This window comes from Bifidobacterium oedipodis, from assembly GCF_012932425.1.
In the GTDB taxonomy this organism is placed as follows: Bacteria; Actinomycetota; Actinomycetes; order Actinomycetales; family Bifidobacteriaceae; genus Bifidobacterium; species Bifidobacterium oedipodis.
Map to the genome: position 1 here is coordinate 126,132 of NZ_JAAIII010000002.1, position 23,991 is coordinate 150,122.

Annotated in this window: 21 protein-coding genes; 3 read left to right on the forward strand and 18 right to left on the reverse strand. The window is 59.0% G+C overall.

Annotated elements, in window-relative coordinates:
* Positions 1-7: 7 nt before the first annotated feature.
* The 11 genes from G1C95_RS03840 to G1C95_RS03890 all read right to left on the reverse strand — a co-directional run bounded on the left by G1C95_RS03840 (position 8) and on the right by G1C95_RS03890 (position 13,534).
* Positions 8-1,303: an acetylornithine transaminase gene (locus G1C95_RS03840; RefSeq protein ID WP_169171640.1), complete on the reverse strand. Its 1,296-nt coding sequence runs from the start codon at positions 1,301-1,303 to the stop codon at positions 8-10.
* Positions 1,293-2,246 carry an acetylglutamate kinase gene (gene argB / locus G1C95_RS03845; protein WP_169171641.1) on the reverse strand — a complete coding sequence of 318 codons (954 nt, stop codon included), beginning with the start codon at positions 2,244-2,246 and terminating at the stop codon, positions 1,293-1,295. Before argB ends, G1C95_RS03840 begins: the two co-directional genes overlap by 11 nt.
* 135 nt (positions 2,247-2,381) lie before the next feature.
* Positions 2,382-3,557 carry a bifunctional glutamate N-acetyltransferase/amino-acid acetyltransferase ArgJ gene (argJ, locus tag G1C95_RS03850; RefSeq protein WP_169171642.1) on the reverse strand — a complete coding sequence of 392 codons (1,176 nt, stop codon included), beginning with the start codon at positions 3,555-3,557 and terminating at the stop codon, positions 2,382-2,384.
* A complete protein-coding gene (gene argC, locus G1C95_RS03855) occupies positions 3,554-4,648 on the reverse strand; it encodes an N-acetyl-gamma-glutamyl-phosphate reductase (RefSeq protein ID WP_169171643.1) in 1,095 nt (364 codons plus the stop codon). The genes argJ and argC overlap by 4 nt, the downstream gene beginning before the upstream one ends.
* Before the next feature lie 176 nt (positions 4,649-4,824).
* Positions 4,825-5,463 carry a hypothetical protein gene (locus G1C95_RS03860; RefSeq protein WP_169171644.1) on the reverse strand — a complete coding sequence of 213 codons (639 nt, stop codon included), beginning with the start codon at positions 5,461-5,463 and terminating at the stop codon, positions 4,825-4,827.
* Positions 5,464-5,598: 135 nt separating this feature from the next.
* Complete coding sequence (pheT, locus tag G1C95_RS03865) at positions 5,599-8,208, reverse strand: phenylalanine--tRNA ligase subunit beta (protein WP_169171645.1); 2,610 nt, start codon at positions 8,206-8,208, stop codon at positions 5,599-5,601.
* Between the two features lie 7 nt (positions 8,209-8,215).
* Complete coding sequence (gene pheS, locus G1C95_RS03870) at positions 8,216-9,283, reverse strand: phenylalanine--tRNA ligase subunit alpha (RefSeq protein ID WP_169171646.1); 1,068 nt, start codon at positions 9,281-9,283, stop codon at positions 8,216-8,218.
* A gap of 71 nt (positions 9,284-9,354) precedes the next feature.
* The gene (locus G1C95_RS03875) at positions 9,355-10,224 is read right to left on the reverse strand and encodes a TrmH family RNA methyltransferase (RefSeq protein WP_169171647.1); all 870 of its coding nucleotides are present in this window, start codon (positions 10,222-10,224) and stop codon (positions 9,355-9,357) included.
* Between the two features lie 243 nt (positions 10,225-10,467).
* The gene (locus G1C95_RS03880; protein ID WP_335341403.1) at positions 10,468-11,295 is read right to left on the reverse strand and encodes an energy-coupling factor transporter transmembrane component T family protein; all 828 of its coding nucleotides are present in this window, start codon (positions 11,293-11,295) and stop codon (positions 10,468-10,470) included.
* A 107-nt stretch (positions 11,296-11,402) separates the two neighbouring features.
* Entirely contained in the window at positions 11,403-12,938 is a 1,536-nt protein-coding gene (locus G1C95_RS03885; protein WP_169171649.1) for an ABC transporter ATP-binding protein, read from the reverse strand.
* A complete protein-coding gene (locus tag G1C95_RS03890) occupies positions 12,938-13,534 on the reverse strand; it encodes an ECF transporter S component (protein ID WP_169171650.1) in 597 nt (198 codons plus the stop codon). Before G1C95_RS03890 ends, G1C95_RS03885 begins: the two co-directional genes overlap by 1 nt.
* 404 nt (positions 13,535-13,938) lie before the next feature.
* Between G1C95_RS03890 and G1C95_RS03895 the strand changes: the two genes are divergently transcribed.
* Positions 13,939-14,715: a hypothetical protein gene (locus G1C95_RS03895; RefSeq protein WP_169171651.1), complete on the forward strand. Its 777-nt coding sequence runs from the start codon at positions 13,939-13,941 to the stop codon at positions 14,713-14,715.
* Between the two features lie 54 nt (positions 14,716-14,769).
* Here G1C95_RS03895 and G1C95_RS03900 read toward each other — a convergent pair whose 3' ends face one another.
* From G1C95_RS03900 to G1C95_RS03915, 4 genes are all read right to left on the reverse strand, one after another.
* Positions 14,770-15,861: a hypothetical protein gene (locus tag G1C95_RS03900; protein ID WP_169171652.1), complete on the reverse strand. Its 1,092-nt coding sequence runs from the start codon at positions 15,859-15,861 to the stop codon at positions 14,770-14,772.
* Positions 15,858-16,532 carry an ABC transporter ATP-binding protein gene (locus tag G1C95_RS03905; protein WP_169171653.1) on the reverse strand — a complete coding sequence of 225 codons (675 nt, stop codon included), beginning with the start codon at positions 16,530-16,532 and terminating at the stop codon, positions 15,858-15,860. The genes G1C95_RS03900 and G1C95_RS03905 overlap by 4 nt, the downstream gene beginning before the upstream one ends.
* Positions 16,533-16,545: 13 nt before the next feature.
* Complete coding sequence (locus G1C95_RS03910; RefSeq protein ID WP_240947410.1) at positions 16,546-17,649, reverse strand: hypothetical protein; 1,104 nt, start codon at positions 17,647-17,649, stop codon at positions 16,546-16,548.
* A 105-nt stretch (positions 17,650-17,754) separates the two neighbouring features.
* Positions 17,755-18,486 carry a hypothetical protein gene (locus G1C95_RS03915; RefSeq protein WP_169171654.1) on the reverse strand — a complete coding sequence of 244 codons (732 nt, stop codon included), beginning with the start codon at positions 18,484-18,486 and terminating at the stop codon, positions 17,755-17,757.
* Positions 18,487-18,714: 228 nt separating this feature from the next.
* Here G1C95_RS03915 and G1C95_RS03920 point away from each other — a divergent pair, with 228 nt between their 5' ends.
* The gene (locus G1C95_RS03920; RefSeq protein ID WP_240947411.1) at positions 18,715-19,398 is read left to right on the forward strand and encodes a response regulator transcription factor; all 684 of its coding nucleotides are present in this window, start codon (positions 18,715-18,717) and stop codon (positions 19,396-19,398) included.
* A gap of 179 nt (positions 19,399-19,577) precedes the next feature.
* Complete coding sequence (locus G1C95_RS03925) at positions 19,578-20,768, forward strand: sensor histidine kinase (protein ID WP_169171655.1); 1,191 nt, start codon at positions 19,578-19,580, stop codon at positions 20,766-20,768.
* Between the two features lie 8 nt (positions 20,769-20,776).
* Here G1C95_RS03925 and G1C95_RS03930 read toward each other — a convergent pair whose 3' ends face one another.
* The 3 genes from G1C95_RS03930 to G1C95_RS03940 all read right to left on the reverse strand — a co-directional run bounded on the left by G1C95_RS03930 (position 20,777) and on the right by G1C95_RS03940 (position 23,949).
* Positions 20,777-21,526 (reverse strand): hypothetical protein, encoded by a 750-nt coding sequence (locus G1C95_RS03930; RefSeq protein ID WP_169171656.1) that lies wholly within the window; start codon positions 21,524-21,526, stop codon positions 20,777-20,779.
* 62 nt (positions 21,527-21,588) lie between these two features.
* A complete protein-coding gene (locus G1C95_RS03935) occupies positions 21,589-22,380 on the reverse strand; it encodes a hypothetical protein (protein WP_205832698.1) in 792 nt (263 codons plus the stop codon).
* 201 nt (positions 22,381-22,581) lie between these two features.
* Positions 22,582-23,949: a dipeptidase gene (locus tag G1C95_RS03940; protein WP_169171658.1), complete on the reverse strand. Its 1,368-nt coding sequence runs from the start codon at positions 23,947-23,949 to the stop codon at positions 22,582-22,584.
* Between the last annotated feature and the right edge of the window lie 42 nt (positions 23,950-23,991).

Sequence of the window (23,991 nt, forward strand, 5' to 3'; positions counted from 1 at the left end):
ATATATTTCAGTCGTTGGGAAGATCGGCGGGAACATCCTTAAGGATGGCGAGGGCCTGGTCGACATCCTGTTCGGAGACGATCAGAGGCGGTGCGAAGCGCAGCGCGTCGGCACGTACCGCGTTGACGATGAGGCCACGCTCCAGGCACCAGTTCATGACGGCGTGCGCGCACGGATGCTTGAGTTCCACTGCGTCGAGCAGACCGCAGCCACGCACAGCAACATACAGCGGGTTACCGGTGGCCATAATGCCTTCGCGCAGCTGCTGGCCGCGAGCCTCGGCGTTGGTCACGAGATTCTCATCTTCGATCACGCCAAGGGTGGCGAGCGCGGCGGCGGCGCCCAGCGGATTGCCTGCGAAGGTGGAGCCATGCGAACCGGGGGTGAACAGTGAGGCGAGCTTGCCACCAAAGGCAATCATGCCACCCATCGGGAAGCCGCCGGCAACGCCCTTGGCGAAGGTCACCATATCGGGCTTGACACCGCCGGAAAGCTCTTCACGCTGGAAGGCGAACCAAGCGCCGGTGCGTCCGATGCCGGTTTGCACTTCATCAATGATGAGCAGTGCATGGTTGATATCGCACAGTTCGCGCACATGCTTGACGTATTCGGCCCCCAGAGGCTTGACACCGGCCTCGCCCTGGATGAGTTCGAGAATCACGGCGGCCACGGGCCCCTTGCCATAGGGGCCGAGACCGGTGGCGGCGAAGGCATCATGCAGGGCCACGGTGTCACCGGGGCGCACGAATTCGACGCCCGGCAGCAGCGGGTCGAAGGGCTTGCGGATGGCGGGCTTCCATGTTGCGGAAAGCGCGCCAAGCGTACGGCCGTGGAATCCGTTGGTCATCGCGATGATGCGGGCCGGCTTGCCGCCAATCGAAGGCAGCGCACCGGGCAGGGTGCGACCGTAGAGTTTGGCGAGTTTCAGCGCTGCTTCGTTGCCTTCGGCACCGGAGTTGCCGAAATAAACCTTGGAGCCTTCGGGGGCCCCGGCCAGTTCGACCAGCTTCGAGGCCAGCTCGATCTGGGGTTTGGTGGCGAAGTAGTTGCTGACATGGGCCACTTTTGCGGCCTGTTCAGACACGGCCTGAACCCACTTGGGATGTGCGTATCCGAGCGAATTGACGGCGATGCCTGCAAGGAAGTCGAGGTATTCGTTGCCGTCGACGTCCCACACATGCGCGCCCTGACCGTGGTCCATCACGCGCAGCGGGGTGCCGAACACGTTCATGTGCACCTGGGAATACTCCCCCAGCCACTGCGCATCGTTGACACCCAATGTTTCCTTATGTTCAGTAGCCATAGGAGCTCCTCATTTCCAATCCATCGTCCGGCACGACCATGGTGCCGATACCGGCGGAGGTGAATATCTCGTTCAGAATCGAATGCGGCTTGCGACCATCGATGATATGCGCTTGGGGCACGCCACCATCGAGGGCACGCACGCAGGCCTCCATCTTGGGGCGCATGCCGGATTCGAGATCCGGCAGCATATCGCGCAGTGTTTCCACGCCGATGCGGCCAATCAGGGAGTTCTTGTCTGGCCAATCGGCATACAGGCCATCCACATCGGTCAGAATCACGAGCTTGCGCGCTCCGACTGCCGCTGCAAGAGCTGCGGCGGCAGAGTCCGCGTTGACGTTAAGCACTTCGGTGGCGTCGTCTTCATTCGGCGCGACCGAAGAGACGACGGGGATACGGCCGGCGGCGACCAAATCCTCAACGGCGGAAGCATCAACAGATACCACATCGCCCACCAAACCAATATCCGTAGGTTTGCCGTCGATGATGGGCTTGCGCTGCATGGCGGAGAACAGGCCACCATCCTCACCAGACAGGCCCACCGCGAACGGGCCATGCGCGTTGATCAGACCGACAAGTTCACGAGACACCTTGCCGGTCAGCACCATACGCACCACATCCATGGCTTCCGGCGTGGTGACCCTCAGGCCTCCCTTGAACTCCGATTTGATGCCCAAAGCCTTAAGCATGTGGGAGATCTGCGGCCCGCCACCATGCACGACGATGGGGTGCAGGCCCACTTGACGCAGGAACACCATGTCTTCGGCGAAGCACTGTTTCAAATGCTCATCGACCATGGCGTTACCGCCATATTTGACGACGATGCGCTGGCCTGCGAACTCCTCCAGCCACGGCAGTGCTTCAATCAGCACTTCCGCCTTCTGGTCGGCGCGCAAATCGGTATGCACGTCAAAATGGAACCCAGGTCCCTTTAACTCTGCCATATTGCTCTCATTCTTTTCGACGCAACGAGGGGTTGTCTGTCGATGTTCATTGTCAGACCGTAAAGACTTGGCCAGAGCGGCCCGGAGCGTGTCAGACGATGAACATCGACAGACAACCCCGGATACCGCACTATCTTAGCTTTCGTAATCGGCGTTGATGTGTACGTATTCGTGGGTAAGGTCGTCGGTCCACACAGTGGCTTCGGCGTCGCCCGCGTTCAGGTCGATGTCGATGTGGACTTCGCGCCCGGTCATATCAACTTCGGAACGGTCGCGGCCCGCACCTCCGTTTTCGCAGATGCGCACGCCATTGACGTCTACGGTCACCTTGTTGGAATCGTAAGGTGCAATGTCGGTGGGCACAGTGCCCAGGGACGACACGATACGACCCCAGTTCGGGTCGTTGCCGCTGATTGCGCATTTGAGCAGGTTCGAGGCGGCAACCGCACGACCGCATGCCAGAGCGGCCTGTTCCGAAGTGGCTCCGGTCACCGTAATGCGAATGTCATGGCTGGCACCTTCACCATCGCCAACAATCTGGCGGGCAAGCGAGGCGCAAGCTTGACGAACAAGCTCATTGAACTCGTCCTTATCAGGTTCGATACCAGAAGCACCGGAGGCGAGCAACAGCACGGTGTCGTTGGTGGACATGCAGCCATCCACGTCAATGCGGTTGAACGAATGTTCAGTGGCCACAGCGAGTGCCGCCTGCAGCTGACCGGCGGAGACTACGGCATCGGTGGTGATCACGCACAGCATGGTGGCCAGCTGCGGGGCGATCATGCCTGAGCCCTTGACCATGCCGCCGATTTTGTAGCCGGTGGAGCCGGTGAGTTCCACGGTTTTCGGCTTGGTGTCGGTGGTCATGATGGCATGTGAGGCGTCCGCTCCAGCTTCGGCGGTATTCGCCAGTGCGGCATAGGCGTGTTCGGCACCGGACAGCACATGGTCGAGCGGCAGCAATTCACCAATCAGGCCGGTGGAGCATACCGCCACATCGGAGGCGTCGGATAGTGAAAGCAGGTCGGCGACCTTTTCGGCGGTGGCCAAGGATTGGGCGTAACCCGCCTCGCCCGTGCAGGCGTTCGCGCCACCCGAGTTCAGAATCACGGCCTTGATATGGCCATTTGCCACGGCCTTGCGACTCCAGACCACGGGAGCGGCGCAGAAACGGTTCGAGGTGAATACGCCTGCGGCCGCGTCCAGCGGGCCGTTATTAACGACCAGTGCAAGATCCTTCTTGCCGGCGACGGCGGAAATGCCCGCCGCGACTCCGGCGGCGGAGAAACCAGTTGCGAATGTAACACTCACGGTGCGACTCCGATCTTGGTCAGGCCTGCGTCTTCCGGCAGGCCAAGTGCGATGTTCAGGGATTGGACCGCCTGGCCGGCGGTACCACGGTTGAGGTTGTCGATGGCGGCGAAGGCGATGATACGCCCGGCGCGACGGTCGGTGACCACTTGGATATGCGCCGCGTTCGAACCGACGATGTTGCCGGTAGCGGGCAGCATGCCTTCAGGCAGCAGCACCATGAAATCCTGCCCCTCGTAAGCTTTGGTCCACACGGCACGGATTTCATCGTCGCTCATGGCAGCGGCTTTGGCACTCATCGGCGCAGAGACGACCGCCAGAATTCCTCGGGACATGGGGGCCAGCACCGGCGTGAATCCAAGGGTGAACTCGTTGGCCGCCGACGCGGGCAGTCCTGCGGCATGTGCGAAGTTCTGCAGGATTTCGGGAATATGACGGTGCGTGCCACCCACACCATAAGGCAGCGCGGATTGCAAAGCTTCCGAAGCGAGCAGATTGGTGCGCTTCAAAGCCTTGCCCGCACCCGAATATCCGACAACCAGATCGGCCACAATGCCCTTCTGCTCGACCAGTCCCTCGGCCACGGCCGGCTGGAAGGCCAGCGTGGTGGCGGTCACGTTGCAGCCGGGGCCGGCGATGCGCTTGGTTCCCGGCAGGGCCTCACGCTGGCGCACATAGGCACCATCGGCATCCTTGCCGACAATCAGCTCGGGCATGCCATAAGTCCAATGCTCGTAGAAGTCGCCGCCATAGAAATCATCCCATGCGGCTTGCTCTTCGAGACGGTGGTCGGCACCGAGATCCACAACCACGGCGTTCGGGTCAAGTTCGGCCGCCAGAGCACCGGAAGCACCGTGTGGCAACGCGAGGATGATCACGTCATGGCCGTTGAGCACATCAGCGGTGGTATCCTCCACCGTCAGCGAGGCCAGCTGCGGGATGTGCGGCATATGCTTGACCATGGACTCCCCCACCGAGGAGTGCCCGGCAACGCAGGTTACTTCGAAATCGGGGTGCGCGGCCAGAATGCGCAGCGCCTCGCCCCCCGCATACCCCGTGGCACCGGCCACGGCCACCGTATATTTCGCCATATCACGTCCTTCACCATAGGCAGACGGCGCAAACCGCCCTTTTCGATATGACAAGTATACGCGTTATACGGACTATTGCATAATTATGCAACACGCCTTGCAGTCACGTTTGCTCTGCGTCCATAGCAGTGCAACATCACAATCGTTGTTGCGCATAATCAGACGCCGCGCCAATGTCAGGCGGTAATCGTGCCGTCTCCGTTCGAGCCGCCACCGCCCTGCAATTCGCTGAGCATCTGCTGGTAGAGGGTGAACATATCCACGCCGTTGATCAGCATCCAAACCACGGCAATGGTGTACAGCACGTTGACGATGACGGCAATCAGCCCCAGCACAAAACCCTTCATATGGAAAGTGCGACAACGCCACATCGCCATGGCACCCATCAGCGCGGATATTACCGGTACAGGGAAGAACAGGGCAAGCACCAGCGAGATAATCGCGTACAAATCCCAATGTCCATATAACGGATTTTGGTTGGGATCATCCAGATTGATGCCGTTGAGATAGCCCGGCCTCCAACCCTGCCTTTGCTGACCTGTGTAGTCGTTTGGCCTGTTCTGCCCGGCGAAAGCACCTTGTTGCGGTGCCTGCTGATACTGCTGACCGTAGGGGTTCTGCTGCCCCTGTTGGGCATATTGCCCGGCCGCACCTTGGCTCTGCTGAGTCTGCGCAGTTTTCGGAGCTTCGGGGGCACCATACACATATGGGTTGTAGTTCGGCCCGAACTGGCCGGCCATCGCACCATATTCGGGTTGCTGGTACCGACCGTATTCCGGCTGGGAGTTGGGCTGGGAAACGTTCGGCTCACTCATCGTCATCCTTTGGTTCGATTCATCGTATTCAGCTATAAACAGGGGCGCAGGTGCGCGAAACACCTGCGCCCCTCATAGGATTGCAATCATAGACCTGCAATCATTAGGACTGCCTGAATGCCGACTGAATGCCGATCAGGCTCGCAGTTGGGCGCCAATCTTGGCAGCCGCCTCAACAATGGAGGCGCGGATGGCCTCGTTGTCTTCGGCCGACAAGGTCTTGACGGGCGAACGGAAGACCACGGCGTAGGCCAGCGACTTCTTGCCCTTGCCCACCTGCTCGCCGGTGAACACGTCGAACAGTTCAACGGATTCGAGGTTCGCGCCGGCTGCCTGGCGAATCACATCTTCCAGCTGGGCGGCACTCACGGATTCATCAACCGTGAAGGCCAGATCCTGCTTGACAGGCGGGAAGGTGGAAATCGGCTTGGCCTGCACGGGCTTGCCGGACAGTGTGGCGAACAGGGCGGTCATATCCAGTTCGAAGGCGGCGGAATGCGCGGGGAAGCCCAGCGCCTCGTTGACGCGCGGATGCAGTTCGCCAACCCAGCCGACGAACACTTCGCCTGCCATCACGCGGGCTGCACGACCGGGATGCCATTGTGCAGGCACGTCAGCCGCAGCGGGCTGATCGAAGGTCAATCCCGCACCCAAACGCTCGGAGAGACGATGCACGGCTTCGGCCGCATCAGACCAGTCGACCGGACGCTTGCCGCCCAGCCAGCCAGAATCCTCGGCCAGTCCGGTGAAGATGCCGGCCACATGGTCGGGCTGATCGGGCAGACCGGCGTCAAGCGCGGCGAGCTGCTCAGCGGAAGGACGCACACCACCCGGCAGCGCCGGAATGGCGGGAGCAGTCGGATCCCACAGATAGACATGGCCCAGCTCATAAAGCGAGATGTTATCCAAACCACGGCGGATATTGCGCTGCACCACACCGGCCAGGGTTGGCAGAATATCGCGGCGCAGGTAGGGGCGGTCGCCATAGAGCGGATTAGCGATTTCGACGCTGACCTTCTTGGTGGCTTCCGGATCGTAGGCGAACGCCTTGTAATCCTCATCGCCCACGAACGGGTAGCTCAGGGCTTCCACCATGCCATATTCCGCAAGCTCGTCGGCCACGCGACGGCGACGGATCTGATCGGGGGTCAAGCCCACCACGCCTTCGACCGGCGCAGGCGGCACGATGATCGGAATCTGGTCGTAGCCAACCAGTCGGGCCACTTCTTCGACCAGATCGCACGGCTCGGCCAAATCAGGGCGCCAGGTAGGCGGGGTGACGGCGAATTCGCCATTGCCACCGCCAGCCACAGTGCAGCCGATATCGGTCAGAATGTCGGAAATACGGTTGAGGTCCACATCCAGGCCCGCCACGCGAGCCACTTCCGTGGCCTTGAAGTGAATGGCCTTGCGACGCGGTGTATTGTTCACATCGTTCGGGTGCTCGCTGGGTTCGCCGTTGCCGTACTTGGCCATCAGCTCGGCGGCCATCTGAGCCGCGGCCGGCTGCAGGTTGGTGTCGACACCGCGTTCGAAGCGACGGGACGCCTCGGAGGGAATCTTGTGGCGACGGGCCGAACGAGCAATGCTCACCTGATCGAAGTGCGCGGCCTCCAGCAGGATGTTCTTGGTGTCGGCGGTCACTTCGCCATACAGGCCACCCATCACACCGGCCAGGCCGAGGATGCGCGAGCCACGCTTGCCGTCGGGGGAATCGGTGATGAGCAGATCCTCTTCGCTCAGCTCGTGTTCCTTGCCATCCAGCGTGGTGAGCTTCTCGCCGGCCTGGGCGCGGCGCACGACGATCGGGCCGGACAGCTTATCCAGATCATAGGCGTGCATCGGCTGACCGAGGTCAAGCATCACATAGTTGGTCACGTCCACGGCAAGCGAAATGGAGCGCATGCCGGCGCGAATCAGACGGCGACGCATCCAGTTCGGGGTGTGCGCGGCGGGGTCGAAGCCACGCACGATGCGCGCATAATAGCGATCGCAGCCGGGCACGCCGTGAATCGGGTTGGTGTCGTCGATTTCAACGTCGATGTCCACCGGGGTGCCGGGCTGGTAGTCGGCGGGCTCCGGGGCCTTGTCATTCAGCGCCACGGCCGGATCGGTGTATGCCGCACCGGTGGAGTGGTGGTATTCGCGGGCCACGCCACGGTACGACAGCGTGTAACCACGGTCGGGGGTGATGTTGATTTCCAGCAGCGGCTGGTCGAGATGCAGCAGGTGCATGGCGTCTTGGCCGGGCTTCAACGCTTCGTATTCGGCTTCGCTGAAGCCGTATTCACGCAGCAGAATGATGCCGTCATGGCTGTCGCCCAGGCCCAGTTCGCGTTCGGAGGCGCACATGCCGTTGGAGATGTGGCCATAGGTCTTGCGCGGCTCGATCTTGAAGTCGCCGGGCAGCACAGCACCGGGCAGGGTGACGACAACCTTCTCGCCGGCCTTCATATTGGGCGCGCCACAGATGATGCCGCGCGGCACCTTGTTGCCGTTCTCGTCGGTTTCGTTCCATTCATCGCCGCAGTCCACATGGCACCAGTTGATGATTTTGCCGTTCTTCTGCGGTTCGGGCGTGGCATCCACCACGTAGCCGACCACGATCGGACCGGTCACCTGAGAGGAGTGGATCTCCTCCTCTTCCAGACCAACCTTGACCAGATCCTTGGCCAGCTGTTCATACGTGAGATCGGCAGGAACCTCAACGTGGTCCTTCAGCCAATCGATATCAATCATAGGCATGGGTCAATCACTCCCCCATCACAAATTGTTCGGCGAAACGCACGTCGCCTTCGACCAGATCATGCATGTCGTTGATGTCGGAACGCAGCAGCAGCGTACGCTCCATGCCGACTCCGAAGGCGAAGCCGGTGTAGACCTCCGGATCAATACCGGCGGACTTGAGCACATTCGGGTTCACCATGCCGCAGCCGCCCCATTCGAGCCAGCCGGGGCCGCCCTTCTTATCGGGGAACCACAGATCGAGTTCGGCACTCGGCTCCGTGAACGGGAAGTAGCTCGGGCGAAGGCGGGTCTTGGCCTCCGGGCCGAACATGGCGACGGCGAGCTTGTCGAGCACACCCTTGAGGTCGGCCATGGTCAGGTGCTTGTCGACGGCCAGGGCCTCGCACTGGTGGAACACCGGGGTGTGGGTGGCGTCAAGCTCATCGGTGCGGAACACACGGCCGGGGCTGGCGATGTACAGCGGCACACCACGGGTGAGCAGGGCACGCACCTGATCGGACGAGGTCTGCGTGCGCACCACCATGTTCGAACCAACGAATCCGGCGGCATCCTTGGCCTGGTTGCCCTTGATGTAGAAGGTGTCCTGCATCTGGCGGGCCGGATGGTCGGGGCCGAAGTTCAGGGAATCGAAGTTGTACCATTCCGCTTCGATTTCAGGGCCGGAGGAGATCTGCCAGCCCATCGAGATGAAGAAGTCCTCGACATCCTCCATCAGCTTAGACAGCGGATGACGTGCGCCCAGCGGCTTGCGGTTCACCGGCAGGGTCATATCCACGGTTTCGGCGGCGAGCGCTGCAGCCTCGGCGGCTTCCTTGAGTTCGATCTCCTTGGGACCAAAGGCACGGCCAAAGTCGGCACGCAGCTTGCCCATCAGCTTGCCGGCTTCCTTCTTCTTATCGGCGGGCAGCGAGCCAATGGCCTTGCTCGCCTGCGTCATCGCCGAATCGGCACCCGCATACTGCGTCTTGATGGCTTTGAGTTCCTCCAGGTTGGAGGCGTTCTGGATTTTTTCGATGCCTTCGGCGACCGCTGCGGTCACCTGATCAGCGTCGAACACCAATTGTTCTGCCACGAGAACCCTTTCGTCTGATTTTTACTCAGCAAACCTGCTGTTTTTCAGCGTTTTACCGACTTCACATTGTTTCAACATGACGCGACATACCCGCGCATGGCCAGACTCATCAGCATCACCGCGGCACTAGTGCCAAGGTTGAGTGATTCAGCCTTGCCATACAACGGTATGGACACGATGCGCCCACAGCGCTCCAATAGTCCATTTTCCAGTCCACGAGCCTCGTTGCCGAACAGCACGGCTTTGGACGAGCTTACGGCCTCGCCGTCGGCCAGCACATTCGGCAGGCTTTCCGGTGCGCGTTCGGCGGTGCCGTACACGTCGGCCGCCCACACGGCCATATCGTGCGCCGAGCACCAGTCGAAGAATGCGTCGGTGCCCATGGTCAGCACGGGCAGGTGGAACAGCGAGCCTGTGGTGGAGCGGATGACCTTGGGGTTGAGCGGATCGACGCAGTCGTCCACAAACACCACCGCATCGCAGCCGGCTGCGTCGGCCGCGCGGATCACGGTGCCGGCGTTGCCGGGGTCGCGCACCTGCCAGAACGCGGCGACGTGCGCCCGTTCGCCGAGCGTGATGTCGTCGGGTTCGGCGTGCATGGCTCGCGCGTTGCCCACGGCGAGGATGCCTTGGGCGTCCGGACTGATGCGGCGAATCACATCGCCGGAGCAGTAATGCACATAAATCGTGGCATCCTGTGAGACTTCGACGATGCGCTCCAGCGTAGATGAGATGATGCGCGGATGGTCGAGCGCCTGCGTGACCTCGACATATAGATCCTGCACCACATCGGGTCGCCAGGTCACGGCTTCACGCACGGACTGCGGGCCTTCGATCAGGAAGCGCCCCGAACGTTCACGGCCTTTGGATCGGGTCAGCTCGGCGATGCGGCGCACGCGCTCCGCCTTGGGGTTATCGAGTATCTGGGCGTTAATCGGCATGCTCCCCAGCCTACCGCCCGCCGCTTACCACGCCCCGCAGCACATGATCAGCAACCCATCATCCGAACAATCCGTCCATCCCAGCGAGAGCCCCGTCATCACCAGCGAATCCCCCGTCATCCCGAGCGAAGTCGAGGGATCTCCAGCAAACAGTGAGATGCTTCGACTCCGCTACGCTCCGCTCAGCATGACGATATGTTTGATTTCAAACCCCTTGAAAGGCACAGTGCTGATTGTCGCCTTTCAGACACCCTGAAAGGCGAAGTGCCAATTCCCGGTGGCGATGGCTACGGCCATAGCGATGAGGGGGATGGACAGGCAGATGGCGTAGAACAGCCAGTCGATGGCATGCAGGCGGCTAATGCGGGCCTGCGAGCGCGGTGCCGCGGATCCGAATCCGCGTGCTTCCATGGCGGTGGCCAGTTTGGTGGCCCGTCGTATGGAGAGCACCAGCAGTCCGAATGATTGCGAGAACGCACGCGCGATGGCATTGCCATCACCAAGTCCGCGGGAGCGGCGGGACATCCCCAGCGCACGCCAATCATCCTGTAGCAGGGTGAACATGCGCAAGCCGGCCAGGCCGCCATAGACGAATCGAGGTGACAAATGCAGTATTTCCACCAGTCCATCGGCCAGATCGGTCGGGTCGAGGCCGAGGGCCATGATCACGCCGGGCACGGCGATGGCCCCCACTCTCAGGGCCGTGGCGAGTGCGAAATACACCGATGATTCGGATATGGTGATCACGCCGAGCTGGAAGAATATGTCGCCTCCGGTACGGCCGTATAGGCTGACCGACACGAAGCTGCCCGCCGCGGCGATCCACACCGGCCAGGTGCGTCGGCACACCGTCCATGGTGCCAGTCCGGCAATCCACAGCAACGCGAATTCAATGCCGAGCGCCACGGATGCGGATACCACGTCCAAGCTGAAGAACATGGGTATGCACAGCAGTAGTGCACCGATAAAACGGCTCACCGGGTTGATGCGCGCGATGAACCATGAGGGTGAGGCCGGTTTCACCGGGTCAATGCGGCCGTTCTGCGCGCTGACGAGAACCACATCCGTCACATTATTCGTTGCGGCATTCGCTTCGTCATTCACCTTGTCGCCTGCCACGGCACCCGCCTTATGCTGCGCCATAGTATTGTCAACCTTCGCGTTATGCACCATACCGTTCACGACTGCACCTCCTGGAACAGGATGCGCCGCGCGCCCAAGGCTTCGACAAGCGCTTCGTCATGGGTGACCACGATCACGCAGGCACCTTGGTCACGAATGGCCGCGATCAGGCGCACCATTGCAGTCCATGTGGTGAAATCCTGCCCGAAGGTCGGCTCGTCCATAATGAGCACGTCGGGTGCGGCGGCAAGCATGGAAGCCATGGACAGCCGCCGCTTCTCCCCGCCAGAAAGCGTGTAGGGATTCGCTTTGGCAAAACGCGTGAGATTCATGCGCTCCAGCATCTGGTCGGCAATATGGAACGCCTCCTGTTCGCTGTTGCCCATGCTTTTGGGGCCTATGGCCACTTCGTCGCGCACGAAATTGGCTGCGAACTGATGTTCCGGTTCCTGGAACACCATGCCGATGCGCCCGAGCAGTTCACGGCTGGACCAGTTGATTGGTTCACGCCCGTTCGTTTTGCGAGCGCGGGGCAACAGCCGTCCGTTCACGCCTGCGGCAGCAGGCAATGTCAGTTCGTCGCCGGCCAGGACACGGCCGTCAAGTGGCGGCAATAGTCCGGCCAAGGTCAGTGCGAATGTGGATTTGCCGGCACCGTTCGGCCCCATCAGTGCCGTCACTTCGCCAGAATAAAAGTCAAGATTGATGCCGGTGCCCAACGCGCTGCCGCGCCCGAAGCTCAGATTGTCGCATGAAAGCACCGGTTTGCGGCCACTGCCATGCTCACGATTGCCGCGAGGCGCAGGTCGGTGGTTGGGAATGGCACGACCGGGCACCCATGCGCCACCGGCCGCGAGCGTGTCGCCCATTGCGGCGAACACGTCTTTGGGTTTGCCGTCGGCAAGTACGCCGCCGTTCGGATGGTCGGCATCGGGTTTGCCGAGCACGATTACACGGTCGACCAAATCAAGCCATACGTCAATATGATGTTCGACCACCACCATCGTCTGCCCGGTTGCTTCAAGCACCTGTTTGACCGCGTCATGCACTTCGACCACGCCTTGCGGATCGAGGTTTGCAGTGGGCTCGTCCAAGAGCAGCAGTCCGGTTTGCATGGCCAGTACGCCGGCCAGGGCGAGCCGTTGGCGCTGTCCGCCGGAAAGGTGCCGTGTGGAGCGATTCAGATCAAGTCCGCCAAGACCGACCAGTTCCAGCGATTCACGCACGCGACGCCATGTCTCGTCACGGGGCACGTTGAGGTTTTCGCAGCCGAAGGCGGCGTCATCGCCCAAACGTTCAAGGATGATCTGAGAATCCGGATCCTGCAATACCAGACCGACGCGGCCGCGCGCCTCGCGTGCGTCCACGCCGTCAATCAGCAGCGAACCTTCCTGCTCTCCTTCCTCGTCACCGCCGAGCACGCCGGCAAGACCGGCCATCAGCGTGCTTTTGCCTGCGCCCGAAGCGCCGAGCAGTAGTACGCGTTCGCCGGGATGAATGGTGAAGTCGACGGCACGCAACGCGAAATCCTTGCGCGTTGCGTGCCGCCATCCCCAACCGCTGGCTTCAACGGCGGCCGGTTGTGTTTGCATCAGACGCGAGCCTCTTCGCGACCGGAGGCAAAACGATCAAGCACGCCGGTGGCGGCAATGGCCCTGTGCAGAGCCCAGATCACCACGCCGAACACCAGACCGGAGATGATGGAGGTGATCAGGTAGATCACCACCTGCAGCGGGCCCCACGCCGGGTGGGTGAGCCAGTAGTAGAGCCAGCAGCCGATGCCGGCGAAGCCGCCGGACAGTGCGGTGGACAGCACGGTCCACTTCTTGTAGGCGAAGATGGCGAATCCGACTTCGGCGAATGCGCCCTGCATGATGCCCACGATCAGGGAGCCACCGACACCCCACTGGTTGCCGAGGATCAGCTCAAGGAACGCAGCCAGTGTTTCAGCGAACAGGGCCGCGCCCGGCTTACGCACGATGATGGCCGCCAGAGGACCGGCGAACAGCCAGAATCCGTTAAGCAGTCCTTCGAAGCCCGGGGTCACACTTTCGAACAGGGTCAGCGGAGCGGCACTGACCACATCCCATCCCCAGAAAATAACGCCCGATGCCACGGCGATCACGGCAGCGACGACGATATCGACGACGCGCCACTTGTAGTTGGCTTTGGCCACAGTTTGCGACATAGTGTGCCTTTTCTCTCTTTCGTGCGGGACGCGTGGCGCACGATGACGCACACTCCCCGCGCGGGTGTGTTCAGGCACGGGTGAATAAGAGCGACAATTCCGTGATTCCGGCATTACCCGGCCACGTTCCATCGGTCGAGACTTCACGTCTCCTCTCAGCCGGCCTCATACCAGCTCCCGTGTCAACTCCCCGACTATAAGGCAACCCCGCCCCAAAAGGCAAGAGTCACAACCATTCATCTGCCACATTGATCCGAACCAACGCATGCTAATCAACCGATGCCGCCGCATACACATATGTGCATTGTTGCGTTGTGCAAAGCCAACTCACACCACTACACTGTGATATATGGAAGGAAGGCAGCGACGCCTTCATTCATGCCGCAGAGGGGAAGGCTAGGGAAATGCCAAAACAACACACCGATACCAGTGGATATACACCTCGGAAAACACGGCGATTTGCCACGGCGCTTTCTCTACCTATAGCAATCATGGTCATGCTGTCCGCGTGCTCTTCCACCGTGCAACCAAACTCATCGCAGTCTACCGCATCCCCTCACGAAGATGCCAACGCCTCTTCCCAGAACAGTCAGCAGTCCGAAGTAGCTCCCGAAACTGATCTTGGGGCGCAGTACGCGCATTCAATCAGCGAATACATCGACTACTACCTGAATCAAAGCGCCATCATCTCTGAATATGAAAAAACAGCGCTGGAACATGCGAAGCAGGAAGGAGAGGTTTCCGTCACCGCTTATGAAAGCGCTTGGTCAACATATAAGCAATGTATGACCGATAAAGGCTATAGCAATGTGATAGTGGATACGTTGGCGAACGGTGTTCACCAACGCGTCGCCAGCGAAATGATTGACGACACCTTTACCTACAACAAAGCATTAAGCGATGAGGCGCAATGCTATGCCGATATCGATACGATCGCGCAAATATATAATGCCCAAATCGGAAACGTCAATTTCTACACCAATCAGGACGAAGCCATTGTCGACTGTTTACGAAGGAATAATCTCGTTCCCAGTGATTACACTTCCAGCACCCTTAATAAGGAGAGATCCAGTCAGCAATACAGCTTCAATCGCGATGACATCAACGTGGTGACCTGTTTCGTGACCAACAATTATTTCTATCCCAGAGAAGGAGAACCAACAACCAATTGGTTTGAATAAACCGCCGAAAACTACGAGTGGGGGCCGAGAAATTTCTCGGCCCCCACTTCCATGTCACCGGTTCTTGAAGTAGCGGAAGAGTTGCGATTCGCGTATGGTCAGGCCGGTGGTCAGGGATGCGAGCATGACTACGGCGAATATGGCAAGTGGAGTGCGCACGGCGGCGAGCAGCACAAGTTCCGGACTGCCGGGCGACCAGCGCATGGCCAATGCGGTGAGTAGAGCCGTCGAGCAGATCAGTCCGCCACCGTTCCATACCAAGGTTTCCATCATGATGCCCAGCAGTTGCGCACCCTTGGTCTGCCCCACATGCAGCGCGCCCGCGTATTCCAGCCGGCGTCGGCGCACCGAGATCACCCCGATCAGCAGGCCGAGCCCAACGCCGACGAACGGCATCCACCGCGTCATGCGTAAGGCGTATGAGGATTGGGCATCATAGTGCGAGTCGAAGCCTTTGTTGAGTTGGGTGACACCAGCCATGCTTTGGGAGCTTCCGCCGTCGGAGATCACAGTGGAATACAGCAGCATGTCCAACTGGTCGCTTGCAGGCCATTGCTTGGCCCAGCATTCCTCGAAGGTGCCGCCCAAAGCGGCCACCGGCGTGATGATGGCATAGGTAAAGCGCGTGTCTCGCCCATCGTTGGGCCAATCGAACACGCCAGCCACTCGCACAACGCCACGATCGGTTTCAAACCGCGAACCCTGCACCAATCCGAAATCCTGCGCAACATCGTTCGACACCCATACGCCCGAGGCATCCACGGTTGCATTGGCATCGCCTGTAACCAGCAGACCCAGCATGCCTGCGGTCACCTCGTAGGAGGCGATGTCACGCCCCGGCGTGGACAATGGCGTAACCTGTTGGCCCGCACGCATGGCACCGGATTGCGAAAGTCCCGAATCCCCCGCTCCCCGGCTGAGACGATCGCAGGCAACGCCGTCAATCGGCGAGCCAAGCACGGTTTTCACATCGGCGTTGGCGGCGATGCGCGATTCCGCCTCCCCTTCCAATTCGATTACCGACCAGGCTTCCCAACCGCCCAATAACGTGCCGCCGAATAGCACGGCCAGCATAAGCGCGGCTGCTCCTGCGGTGCCGCAGGAAATATTGCGCATCGCTTCAGACAGCAAAGAACGAAACTTCATTGCGCCGCCTCCTGCACCGTCTCTTTCTGCGCTGTTCCTTCCCCTTCTCGATCCCCTTCCTTGTCCCCCGGTGCCCATTCGGCCAGGTCGATCACACGCTGGCAGGCATCCCTAGTGTCTTTATCGTGCGTGGCAACGATCACGATCATGCCTTGCCCGGCCAAATGCCCCAATACCCGGCTCACTGAATGTGCGGTACGCGTATCCAACTGCGCTGTGGGCTCGTCCACCAGCAGCATGTCCGGTTTGGAACACACCGCACGCGCCAGCATCAGACGTTGTGCCTCGCCGCCCGACAATTCCGAGAACCTGCGATCGGCCGCATATTGCAAATCGAACAGTCCCATCGCTTCCAGCGCCTGCGGCTCGGCTTCGCGCCGCGTCATCCCCTTGGTCAGCAGTGGGAACACCACATGGTCCAACGCGGTGCGCCCCGACACCCCATACGGGTTCTGAAACACCCAGCCAACCCGTTCAATGTCGGAGCGTTCCACAGAACCGGCCGTGGGTTTCTCCCAGCCGGCCAGAATGGACAACAGTGTGGATTTGCCGCAGCCGCTCGGCCCGCAGACGGCCGCCGTCTGGCCTGGATCCAGTCTGAATTCCACATGCTCGAACAGCACATCGGTGCCAGGGAACCGATGTGCCAGATCATGAACCGCAACATACATGCTCAAGCCCCTCTCACTCGCCGGGGGCCGGGCACGTCGCATTGGCAATCGCCGAACCCAGCCCCACTTCGGTAAGTGAGTCGGCAGACACACCTTCAGGCTCCACCAGGCTCGCCCCCAACTGGGAGCCAATAATCCGCACGCCGATCACCGTGCCATCATCGGTGGCAACGCATCCGCGTGTACCATCCACACCAAACACCGCAGCGGCCGGCACCCGCACCACTGTCATCGGCGCGGTCAGTGACAACGACGCATCCAATCCAGCAGACAAGGCCTCTGCGGGCATGATCTTGAACTCATCGCTTGCCGCCACCTGCGCCAAAAATCCTGCATCCGTGATTCCAATCGAACCGGCCGGCAACGTTGTGGTCTGCCCAAACACCGTGAGCGTGCGATCCTGTTCGGATGGTTGTCCGTTTTTAATCGTCAGCGAAAGAATACTGCCCGGCACCTGACCGACCGACTGGCCCGCCGCCACATTCGCTCCCACAACGGCCTGCCATCCGGTAACCGCAACCTGCGCCCCTGGAATCCACAGCAGATCCGACAAGGAAAGGGAACCATCCGACTCATTGCCGTTATCCACCATTAATTGACGCCATCCATCCGACGTGGCCCAATAATATGTATCGGAACCGGGCACCGCATTGTAGCCCAGCCGACTCAGTTCGTTGTTCAATGCTAGAACGTCATCGCCCTTATCGCCCACGGCCAGGTTCCGATACAACGGAGTCGCGGTGGCCAGCGCCACCACCGCCCTATCGTTCACTTTGTATGCCGCCCTGCCGGAGACGAGTCCGTCATCGGCCCAGTCGCCTGTGACCATGCCCGAAGCGTTGCCTGACAGTTCCCGATCCCCGGACAAGGCCGGCACCACCGTCACCTGCTGGGATCCCGCATAATCCTGCACCGATGCCGGCGCACTGGTCACCTCACGCGGGGCCGATAGCAGCGCCGGCGCACGATCGGGCATCCACAAGGCGCACGCCCCCACGGCCAGCGACACCGCCAAAGCCACAACAACCAGCAACCATGGCAGACCAATACCACGCCGACGCATACCACCGGCCGCTTTCCCACGCCTGCCGCTCCTTCCCTTCCGTAATCCCATCATGCCCCTCCTCGCTTCGTTGCAGCTAATCCCATATTCCAGTTTAGTCAGTTGGATGCGAGCACTCGCCATCGTCGTTTTACAACTGGGAATGCCATCCGGCGACAATCACCAAAGCTGCTCAGTCAAATCCGTCACCTTGCTTATCATCCAACCATTGCTTGCCATGCACTGATTGGCAGCCGGCGAATCTTCGGGAAAAGAGAACGTCCAGGACTCTGAACCACTGCCAGACTGCATATTGTGATCATATGATTCCTCTTCCTTCGCAAACTCTTCGCCTGTATACGATGCATCCACTACCTGTTTGCGCCGCAAACAATCCGCAATCGCCTCGTTGTGATCCTGATACAGCTGCGGATTGCCAATCTGCATTTCATATATGTTGGAAATTCCTGAGGAATGGTAGTCGCTACACGATAAGCGATCAGTCATATACTTCTGTTCTTGCGCATTCGTGCCAGCCTTATGCTGCGCCTCCTTTTTCAGACCATCACCAAGATCGGCAAAAACAATCTCCTTGTATCCTCGATCCAACATACATTGCCGATATCCGTCCAATGCCGCCTCATAATCGGAAACGTCCACTTCACCGGTCTCGATAACTCGATTAATTGAAGTTCTCTGTTCCTGGCCAATTTGCACATCGTTGGCAACAGCCCAATCAAGCCATTGCTGGGCATACTCCGATATCGAAGCAGCCATTCGCGCCTGCGAAACCACACCACCGGAGCGTTCGGAGCCTTGATCGGCATTTGAACAACCTTGTGCTCCTATGCAGAAGGTCGCCGCCACAAGTATGACGGCAACCTTTCGCCGAGCTTCTCTTCGATAGCTCATCTCTGCTCCTACTTAGGCATCGTGTACAGTCCAGCACCTTCATTGATACGAAGACTTCAATGGCTTCATATAGTTATGGTATTGCCATAGCAGCAAATCATCTTTATCCCTATAGCCAATATTGTGTATCGATATATACCATTTTTGTGTATATGAAGCTTGCTGTGAGACTGTGCTTCGTGGTATGCAGTAGGGGCGATTCAATTCATCGGGCAGTGAGGGAAGACGATGGAACCAATGCAACCGTCACCGCGAGGCAAAACGTCGCAGTACCAATGGCGTATAGCGCTCGTGGATAACGACGAGCGAGCGTTGGATTCCCTGCGCACGCTTATCGTGGAACTCGTGCCGGAGGCATTCGTGGCCAATGCCTACACGAACGGGCGGGACGCGGTGGACTACTGCACCTCATCATCCACGAAACTGAATCTTCTCGTGCTCGATATGTCGCTGGAAGGTCTTCAGGGTTCCAGCGTCTGCCGCCGCATCAGGCAAAGGAACAAATACCTGCCCATACTGTGCGTCACCAGCTTTTCCTTGAACCGATACCTTACCCCCGCCAAACAGGCCGGCGCCCAAGGGCTGGTGACCAAAAGCGACGAAAGCAAACTGGGCCAAGCCATTCGCCAGGTCATGCAGGGGCACTCGCTGGAGGGATTCGAGGAGCCCTATACCGCATATGTGCGCCTGAAAAACGAATATAGCGGCATCAACCAGCTGACCGCCCGTGAAGAGGAAATCATCTCGTTGTGTGCCGATGAAGGACTCACGGATCGCGAAATCAGCCAGCACACCGGCATAGCCGAAAGCACCGTGCGCAAGCATATGCAGCACATTAATGAAAAACTCGGTGTCTCCACCTCCCGGCAAGCCGTTTCCCGATGGCTGAACCGTTCCGATACCCTTCAGTAATCCCGATAATTCCCACATTCAAGGAGCCTCTATGCAAGTAGCGTCCATTCTGATGACGGTTGTCTTCGCGCTGCAGCCGATTGCTCCGCCTGTGCAAGATGCGTATTCCTACCCCTCGCGCGACGCTTTCAGCGTATCTGTTCTTGAGGTTCATTGCCCGAGTTGGCTATGGTGGTTCTGTGGTGATAAGTAACATCGCCTGGCATATTCGGCACAGGCTGTCCACGCTCCGGCAGCACCCTTATATGTGCCTGATCACTGTGGTGGTTTTGCTGGTGATGATTTGGGAAACGGCAACGGATTCCAGACCAAGCTATTTCTTTGTCCCACAATGTGTGCTCATTGCCAGCTCGTTGCTGTTGCCCCGCCTATCATACTGGGCGCTCATCAGTCTGCCGATTATTGAAATACTATTGCCCGACTCCATGGGGGCGCCCTCCCTCACCGGTGAGGTTTTCGCCATCGCCATGCTGTCTTATACAACAAACAACGCCATCAGCGCCGCAATCACCGTGCTGATGTGCGCCACACAAGCGTTGCCGGCACTGGTGCCATTGAATCTGCAAGCATTCATCAGCCTTCCCCCATTCGCAATATCTTTCGCTCTGGCGGCGCTGGGAGGATGCTCGCTTCGCTGGAGAGAAAGCCAGATTGCCTCGCAACGGCGCGTGGCAATCGTCGAAGAACAGAACAAGGCCATGTTGCACGATATAGACACGGCTGATCAGCTTCATGATGCGCTGACCGGGCAATTGTCATATATCGCCCGCATGGCACAACGTCAGATGCGTCTCGACTCCACGAACACCGAATCATGGAATTTGGTGAATCAGTCCGCTTTGACCGCGCTGGATAATGTGCATCGCATCATCGATCAGCTTGGGCACAGCGCGCAGGCCGCGCACGATATCGATCAGACAGTCATGGCAATGGATGAACGCGATACCAACAACCACGCCCGTTCATCCGATCCGCATGCACTCGACGTATTGCGCCAACAGATGCAACGTCACGACGACACGCTGCAATCATTGGGTTTCAAGGGAAGCAGCTCACTGCTGCAAACCAACGTCGGCAGCGTCTCGTCCCGGAGCTTGACGTTGGCAACGGGTGTGTTGGATGAACTGTACGGCAATATCACGCGCCATGCACGCGGAGAATCCCAATACACCGTGTCAGTGATGGTTAACGCAGATTCCATGGAAATCGTCGAATTCAATCCCCTTCCTCACACAGGCGATAATCCGCTACCGCACAGCGGACATGGCCTCGATGCACAACGTCGAATCCTCAAACGCCATGGTGGCAAGCTCACCACCGACATCGACGACAACAACTGGACCGTCTTCGTCAGTATTCCACTGCCCTAGCCATTCAATTAATAGAGCTCTGCTATCTCATCTCCGATATATGTAGAGAAAACGTTATTGGCAACTTCGCAGGCGCGAATCTCCATATCGTATACGTCATAGCTTCTATCTTCAGGATTCTCCTGCTGTTCCAAGGAATACTGCCGTGCTGTAAAATCTTTAGGAACCAAGTCATTGCGCCGGAAACAATCAACAATTGCCTCGCTGACGTTGGCATACAAACTCGGGTTACCCTGCTGCATGCCAAATACCAAATCCACAGGATCCAAATCGGTCATGCACGCGAGCATATCCTCGTTGAGTTTAAGCTCTTGCGCATCAGTTCCTTTCCGGTGCGCAGGTTCCGCATACATGCCATTGGGATACTTGATTAAAACAATCCCTTGGTACCCACGATCGATCATGCACTGCTTGTAGTCCATCCAAGATTGCTCGTAATCCGAAACAGACACGCCACCGTTGGCTTTTGCCCGTTCCAATATTTCTCGCGCCTTGTCGCTGGTTTCGGGATAGGAGAGGATCTGGTCGATGTATGCGTTCAGTGATTCGGCCTTCTTCTGCCCGGCTCCCGGCAGCTCATAATTGTATGGACTGTCCACAACATCAGATGTTGGCGTCGGCGTGTTTTGCGGGTTGCCGCAAGCACCGACGCCAACGCATAACGCAACGCACGATGCAACAGTTACGAAACTCCGCAATCCCCGCACCGCATAATCGCAGGCCAGCAATCTTCGATTTACGCCAATGTTATCGTTCACTGCCCCTCCTTGACTATACGTTTTCCAGAAACGGCATCTTGAAGAAAGAAAAGGAGAAATACTTAATACAGGTGCTCGATTGGATCACTTGGATAGCTTGTCAACACATTATTTGCTACCTCGCAGGCCCTTACCTCCATGTCGTACACGTCATAGCTTCGATCGTCCAGTTCCTTTTGCTTATCAAGTGCGTAGGCTTTCGCGTCGTAATCTTTGGGAACCAGATCGTTGCGTTTCAGACAGTCGACAATTGCTTCGTTGGTATTGGAAAATAGGTTGGGATTGCCCTGCTGCACGCCGTACACCAAATCAACTGGTCCCAAATCAGCGCTACAAGCAATGGTGTCTTCGTGATACTTCTGCTCCTGGGCATCCGTTCCCGCGGCATGAGCTGCCTCATCATACATGCCATTCGGATATTTGATCAGAATAATCTGTTTATACCCACGATCGGTCAGGCATTGCTTGTAGTTCATCCAGGCCTGCTCGTAATCCGAAATGGACACGCCGCCTTCCGCCTTCGCGCGTTCCAATACTGCGCGCGCCCCATCGCTGGTTTCGGGATAGGAGAGGATCTGGTCGATGTATGCATTCAGCGATTCGGCCTTCTTCTGCCCGGCTCCCGGCAGTTCATAATCCTGGGACGAATCCGCCGTGGAGGAGTTGCTGTCAGCGCTGGCATCATTAGCGGCATTGGCTTTATTGTTATCACTGGCAGCATTGGTAGAGCATGAGCAGAAACCAACACAGAACATTAGACAACAGACCATGGCTGCGACGCTTTTCAGCAAACGCAGCCATGAAACAGACGCATGGAATCCCGTCTTCGAACACACTGCACGCATCCTCGTCACCGCCCTTCTCGGACAATACATCAAAGGCCACATCGCCCTCTGCACAAGGATAAGGGTTTCAAATGGCCCAATCCAAATTGCTAATACGCGATATGTGTAGGTTGCGATTGGAATAATGAGCGCAATCTTTGCGAAGATGCGAAGAGCCGCCGTGCGAGGATTGTGCGCGGCGGCTCAGCAATATGTCTGTTCAGCTATTCGCTACTTGCCGAGTTTGTCAAGCAGCAGGGCTTCGGTGATCACATTGTTCTTCAAGCCCGGCAGCGAGATGGACTCGTTGGGGCTGTGTGCATTGGCCTTCGGGTCTTCGGGGCCGGTGACCAGCACCTGAGCCGAGGGGAAGATGCGCTGCAGTTCGGGGATGAAGGGGATCGAACCGCCTTCGCCCTTGTTGATCGGGGCCACGCCGAAAGCCTCTTCCATAGCTTCGAGCGCGTCCGTAGTGGCCACGGCGTTCGGATCCATAGCCCAGCCCATGCCGTTTTCGCCACGTTCGACGCTTACCTCGGCACCAAACGGCGCATGGGAGACAAGGAATGCGGCCAACGCCTCCTGCGCTTCCTCGGGGCGCTGGTTGGGGGCAGTGCGCAGAGAAAGACGGAAGGTGGTTTCAGGGGCAATCACATTGAAAGATCCCTCCACCGGGTGTGCATCGAAGCCGATCACGGTAACGGACGGCTTGGTCCACATGCGGCTGGCCAGAGAGCCGGTGCCGGCGAAACGGTAGCTTGCCACAGCGCCGGAATCCTCACGCACCGATGCTTCGTCAAGATCGCGCTGCAAACCGCCGATCGGCTCTTCGGCGAGCACGCCCGGCACGTTGAGATCGCCGTTGGCGTCATACATGGAGGCGACCAGCATGGCCGCCAGCGTGTTGGCGTCGAGAATCGGGCCGCCGAACTGCCCGGAATGCACCGGATGTTCCAAAGCCTTCACGGTCACGTCCACGCAGGTGTTGCCCCTGAGCGAGGTGGTCAGGGAGGGAATATCAGCGGACCAGTTGCCCGAGTCCGCCACGATGATCACATCCGCGTCGAATTCGTCACGATGCGCTTCGATGAACGGGATGAAGCTGGGCGAACCCATCTCTTCCTCACCTTCGATGAATACCTTGATATTCACCTTCAGATCATCACCAAGAGCCTTAAGCGCGCCGGAATGGATGGCAATGCCGCCACCGTCATCAGCTGCGCCGCGGCCATACAAACGGTCGCCGATCTGCGTGGCGACGAACGGATCAGTGTTCCATTCGTTCTTGTCGGGCACAGGCTGCACGTCGTGATGCGCATACAGCAGCACAGTGGGGGCTGCCGGATCCACGATCTTCGAGCCGATCACCTCCCATGCGCCGGCGGTGCCGTCTTCGTTGGAGGCCTGCGCAACCTTGGCGTCGACGCCGACCTTCCTCAGTTCCTCGGCCACGAATTCAGCTGAACGCTTCATATGCTCGGCGGTGATGCCCCGGGCGGATACAGACTGCAGTGCGATCTTTTCGCGCAGCACCTCCTGAATGCGATCCCAGTCACGCTCCACGCGCAAGCGGATCTCGTCTGCGGCAAGGGATGCCATATTCAATCCTTCCTCTTGAGTTTGCGGCGTCATTGCAATGGT

Bases quoted from the DNA above. Each gene is read 5' to 3' on its own strand.
- G1C95_RS03840 (WP_169171640.1), bottom strand. From the start codon at position 1,303: ATGGCTACTGAACATAAGGAAACATTGGGTGTCAACGATGCGCAGTGG.
- argB (WP_169171641.1), bottom strand. From the start codon at position 2,246: ATGGCAGAGTTAAAGGGACCTGGGTTCCATTTTGACGTGCATACCGAT.
- argC (WP_169171643.1), bottom strand. From the start codon at position 4,648: ATGGCGAAATATACGGTGGCCGTGGCCGGTGCCACGGGGTATGCGGGG.
- G1C95_RS03860 (WP_169171644.1), bottom strand. From the start codon at position 5,463: ATGAGTGAGCCGAACGTTTCCCAGCCCAACTCCCAGCCGGAATACGGT.
- pheT (WP_169171645.1), bottom strand. From the start codon at position 8,208: ATGCCTATGATTGATATCGATTGGCTGAAGGACCACGTTGAGGTTCCT.
- G1C95_RS03875 (WP_169171647.1), bottom strand. From the start codon at position 10,224: ATGCCGATTAACGCCCAGATACTCGATAACCCCAAGGCGGAGCGCGTG.
- G1C95_RS03885 (WP_169171649.1), bottom strand. From the start codon at position 12,938: ATGCAAACACAACCGGCCGCCGTTGAAGCCAGCGGTTGGGGATGGCGG.
- G1C95_RS03890 (WP_169171650.1), bottom strand. From the start codon at position 13,534: ATGTCGCAAACTGTGGCCAAAGCCAACTACAAGTGGCGCGTCGTCGAT.
- G1C95_RS03895 (WP_169171651.1), top strand. From the start codon at position 13,939: ATGCCAAAACAACACACCGATACCAGTGGATATACACCTCGGAAAACA.
- G1C95_RS03900 (WP_169171652.1), bottom strand. From the start codon at position 15,861: ATGAAGTTTCGTTCTTTGCTGTCTGAAGCGATGCGCAATATTTCCTGC.
- G1C95_RS03905 (WP_169171653.1), bottom strand. From the start codon at position 16,532: ATGTATGTTGCGGTTCATGATCTGGCACATCGGTTCCCTGGCACCGAT.
- G1C95_RS03910 (WP_240947410.1), bottom strand. From the start codon at position 17,649: ATGATGGGATTACGGAAGGGAAGGAGCGGCAGGCGTGGGAAAGCGGCC.
- G1C95_RS03915 (WP_169171654.1), bottom strand. From the start codon at position 18,486: ATGAGCTATCGAAGAGAAGCTCGGCGAAAGGTTGCCGTCATACTTGTG.
- G1C95_RS03920 (WP_240947411.1), top strand. From the start codon at position 18,715: ATGGAACCAATGCAACCGTCACCGCGAGGCAAAACGTCGCAGTACCAA.
- G1C95_RS03940 (WP_169171658.1), bottom strand. From the start codon at position 23,949: ATGGCATCCCTTGCCGCAGACGAGATCCGCTTGCGCGTGGAGCGTGAC.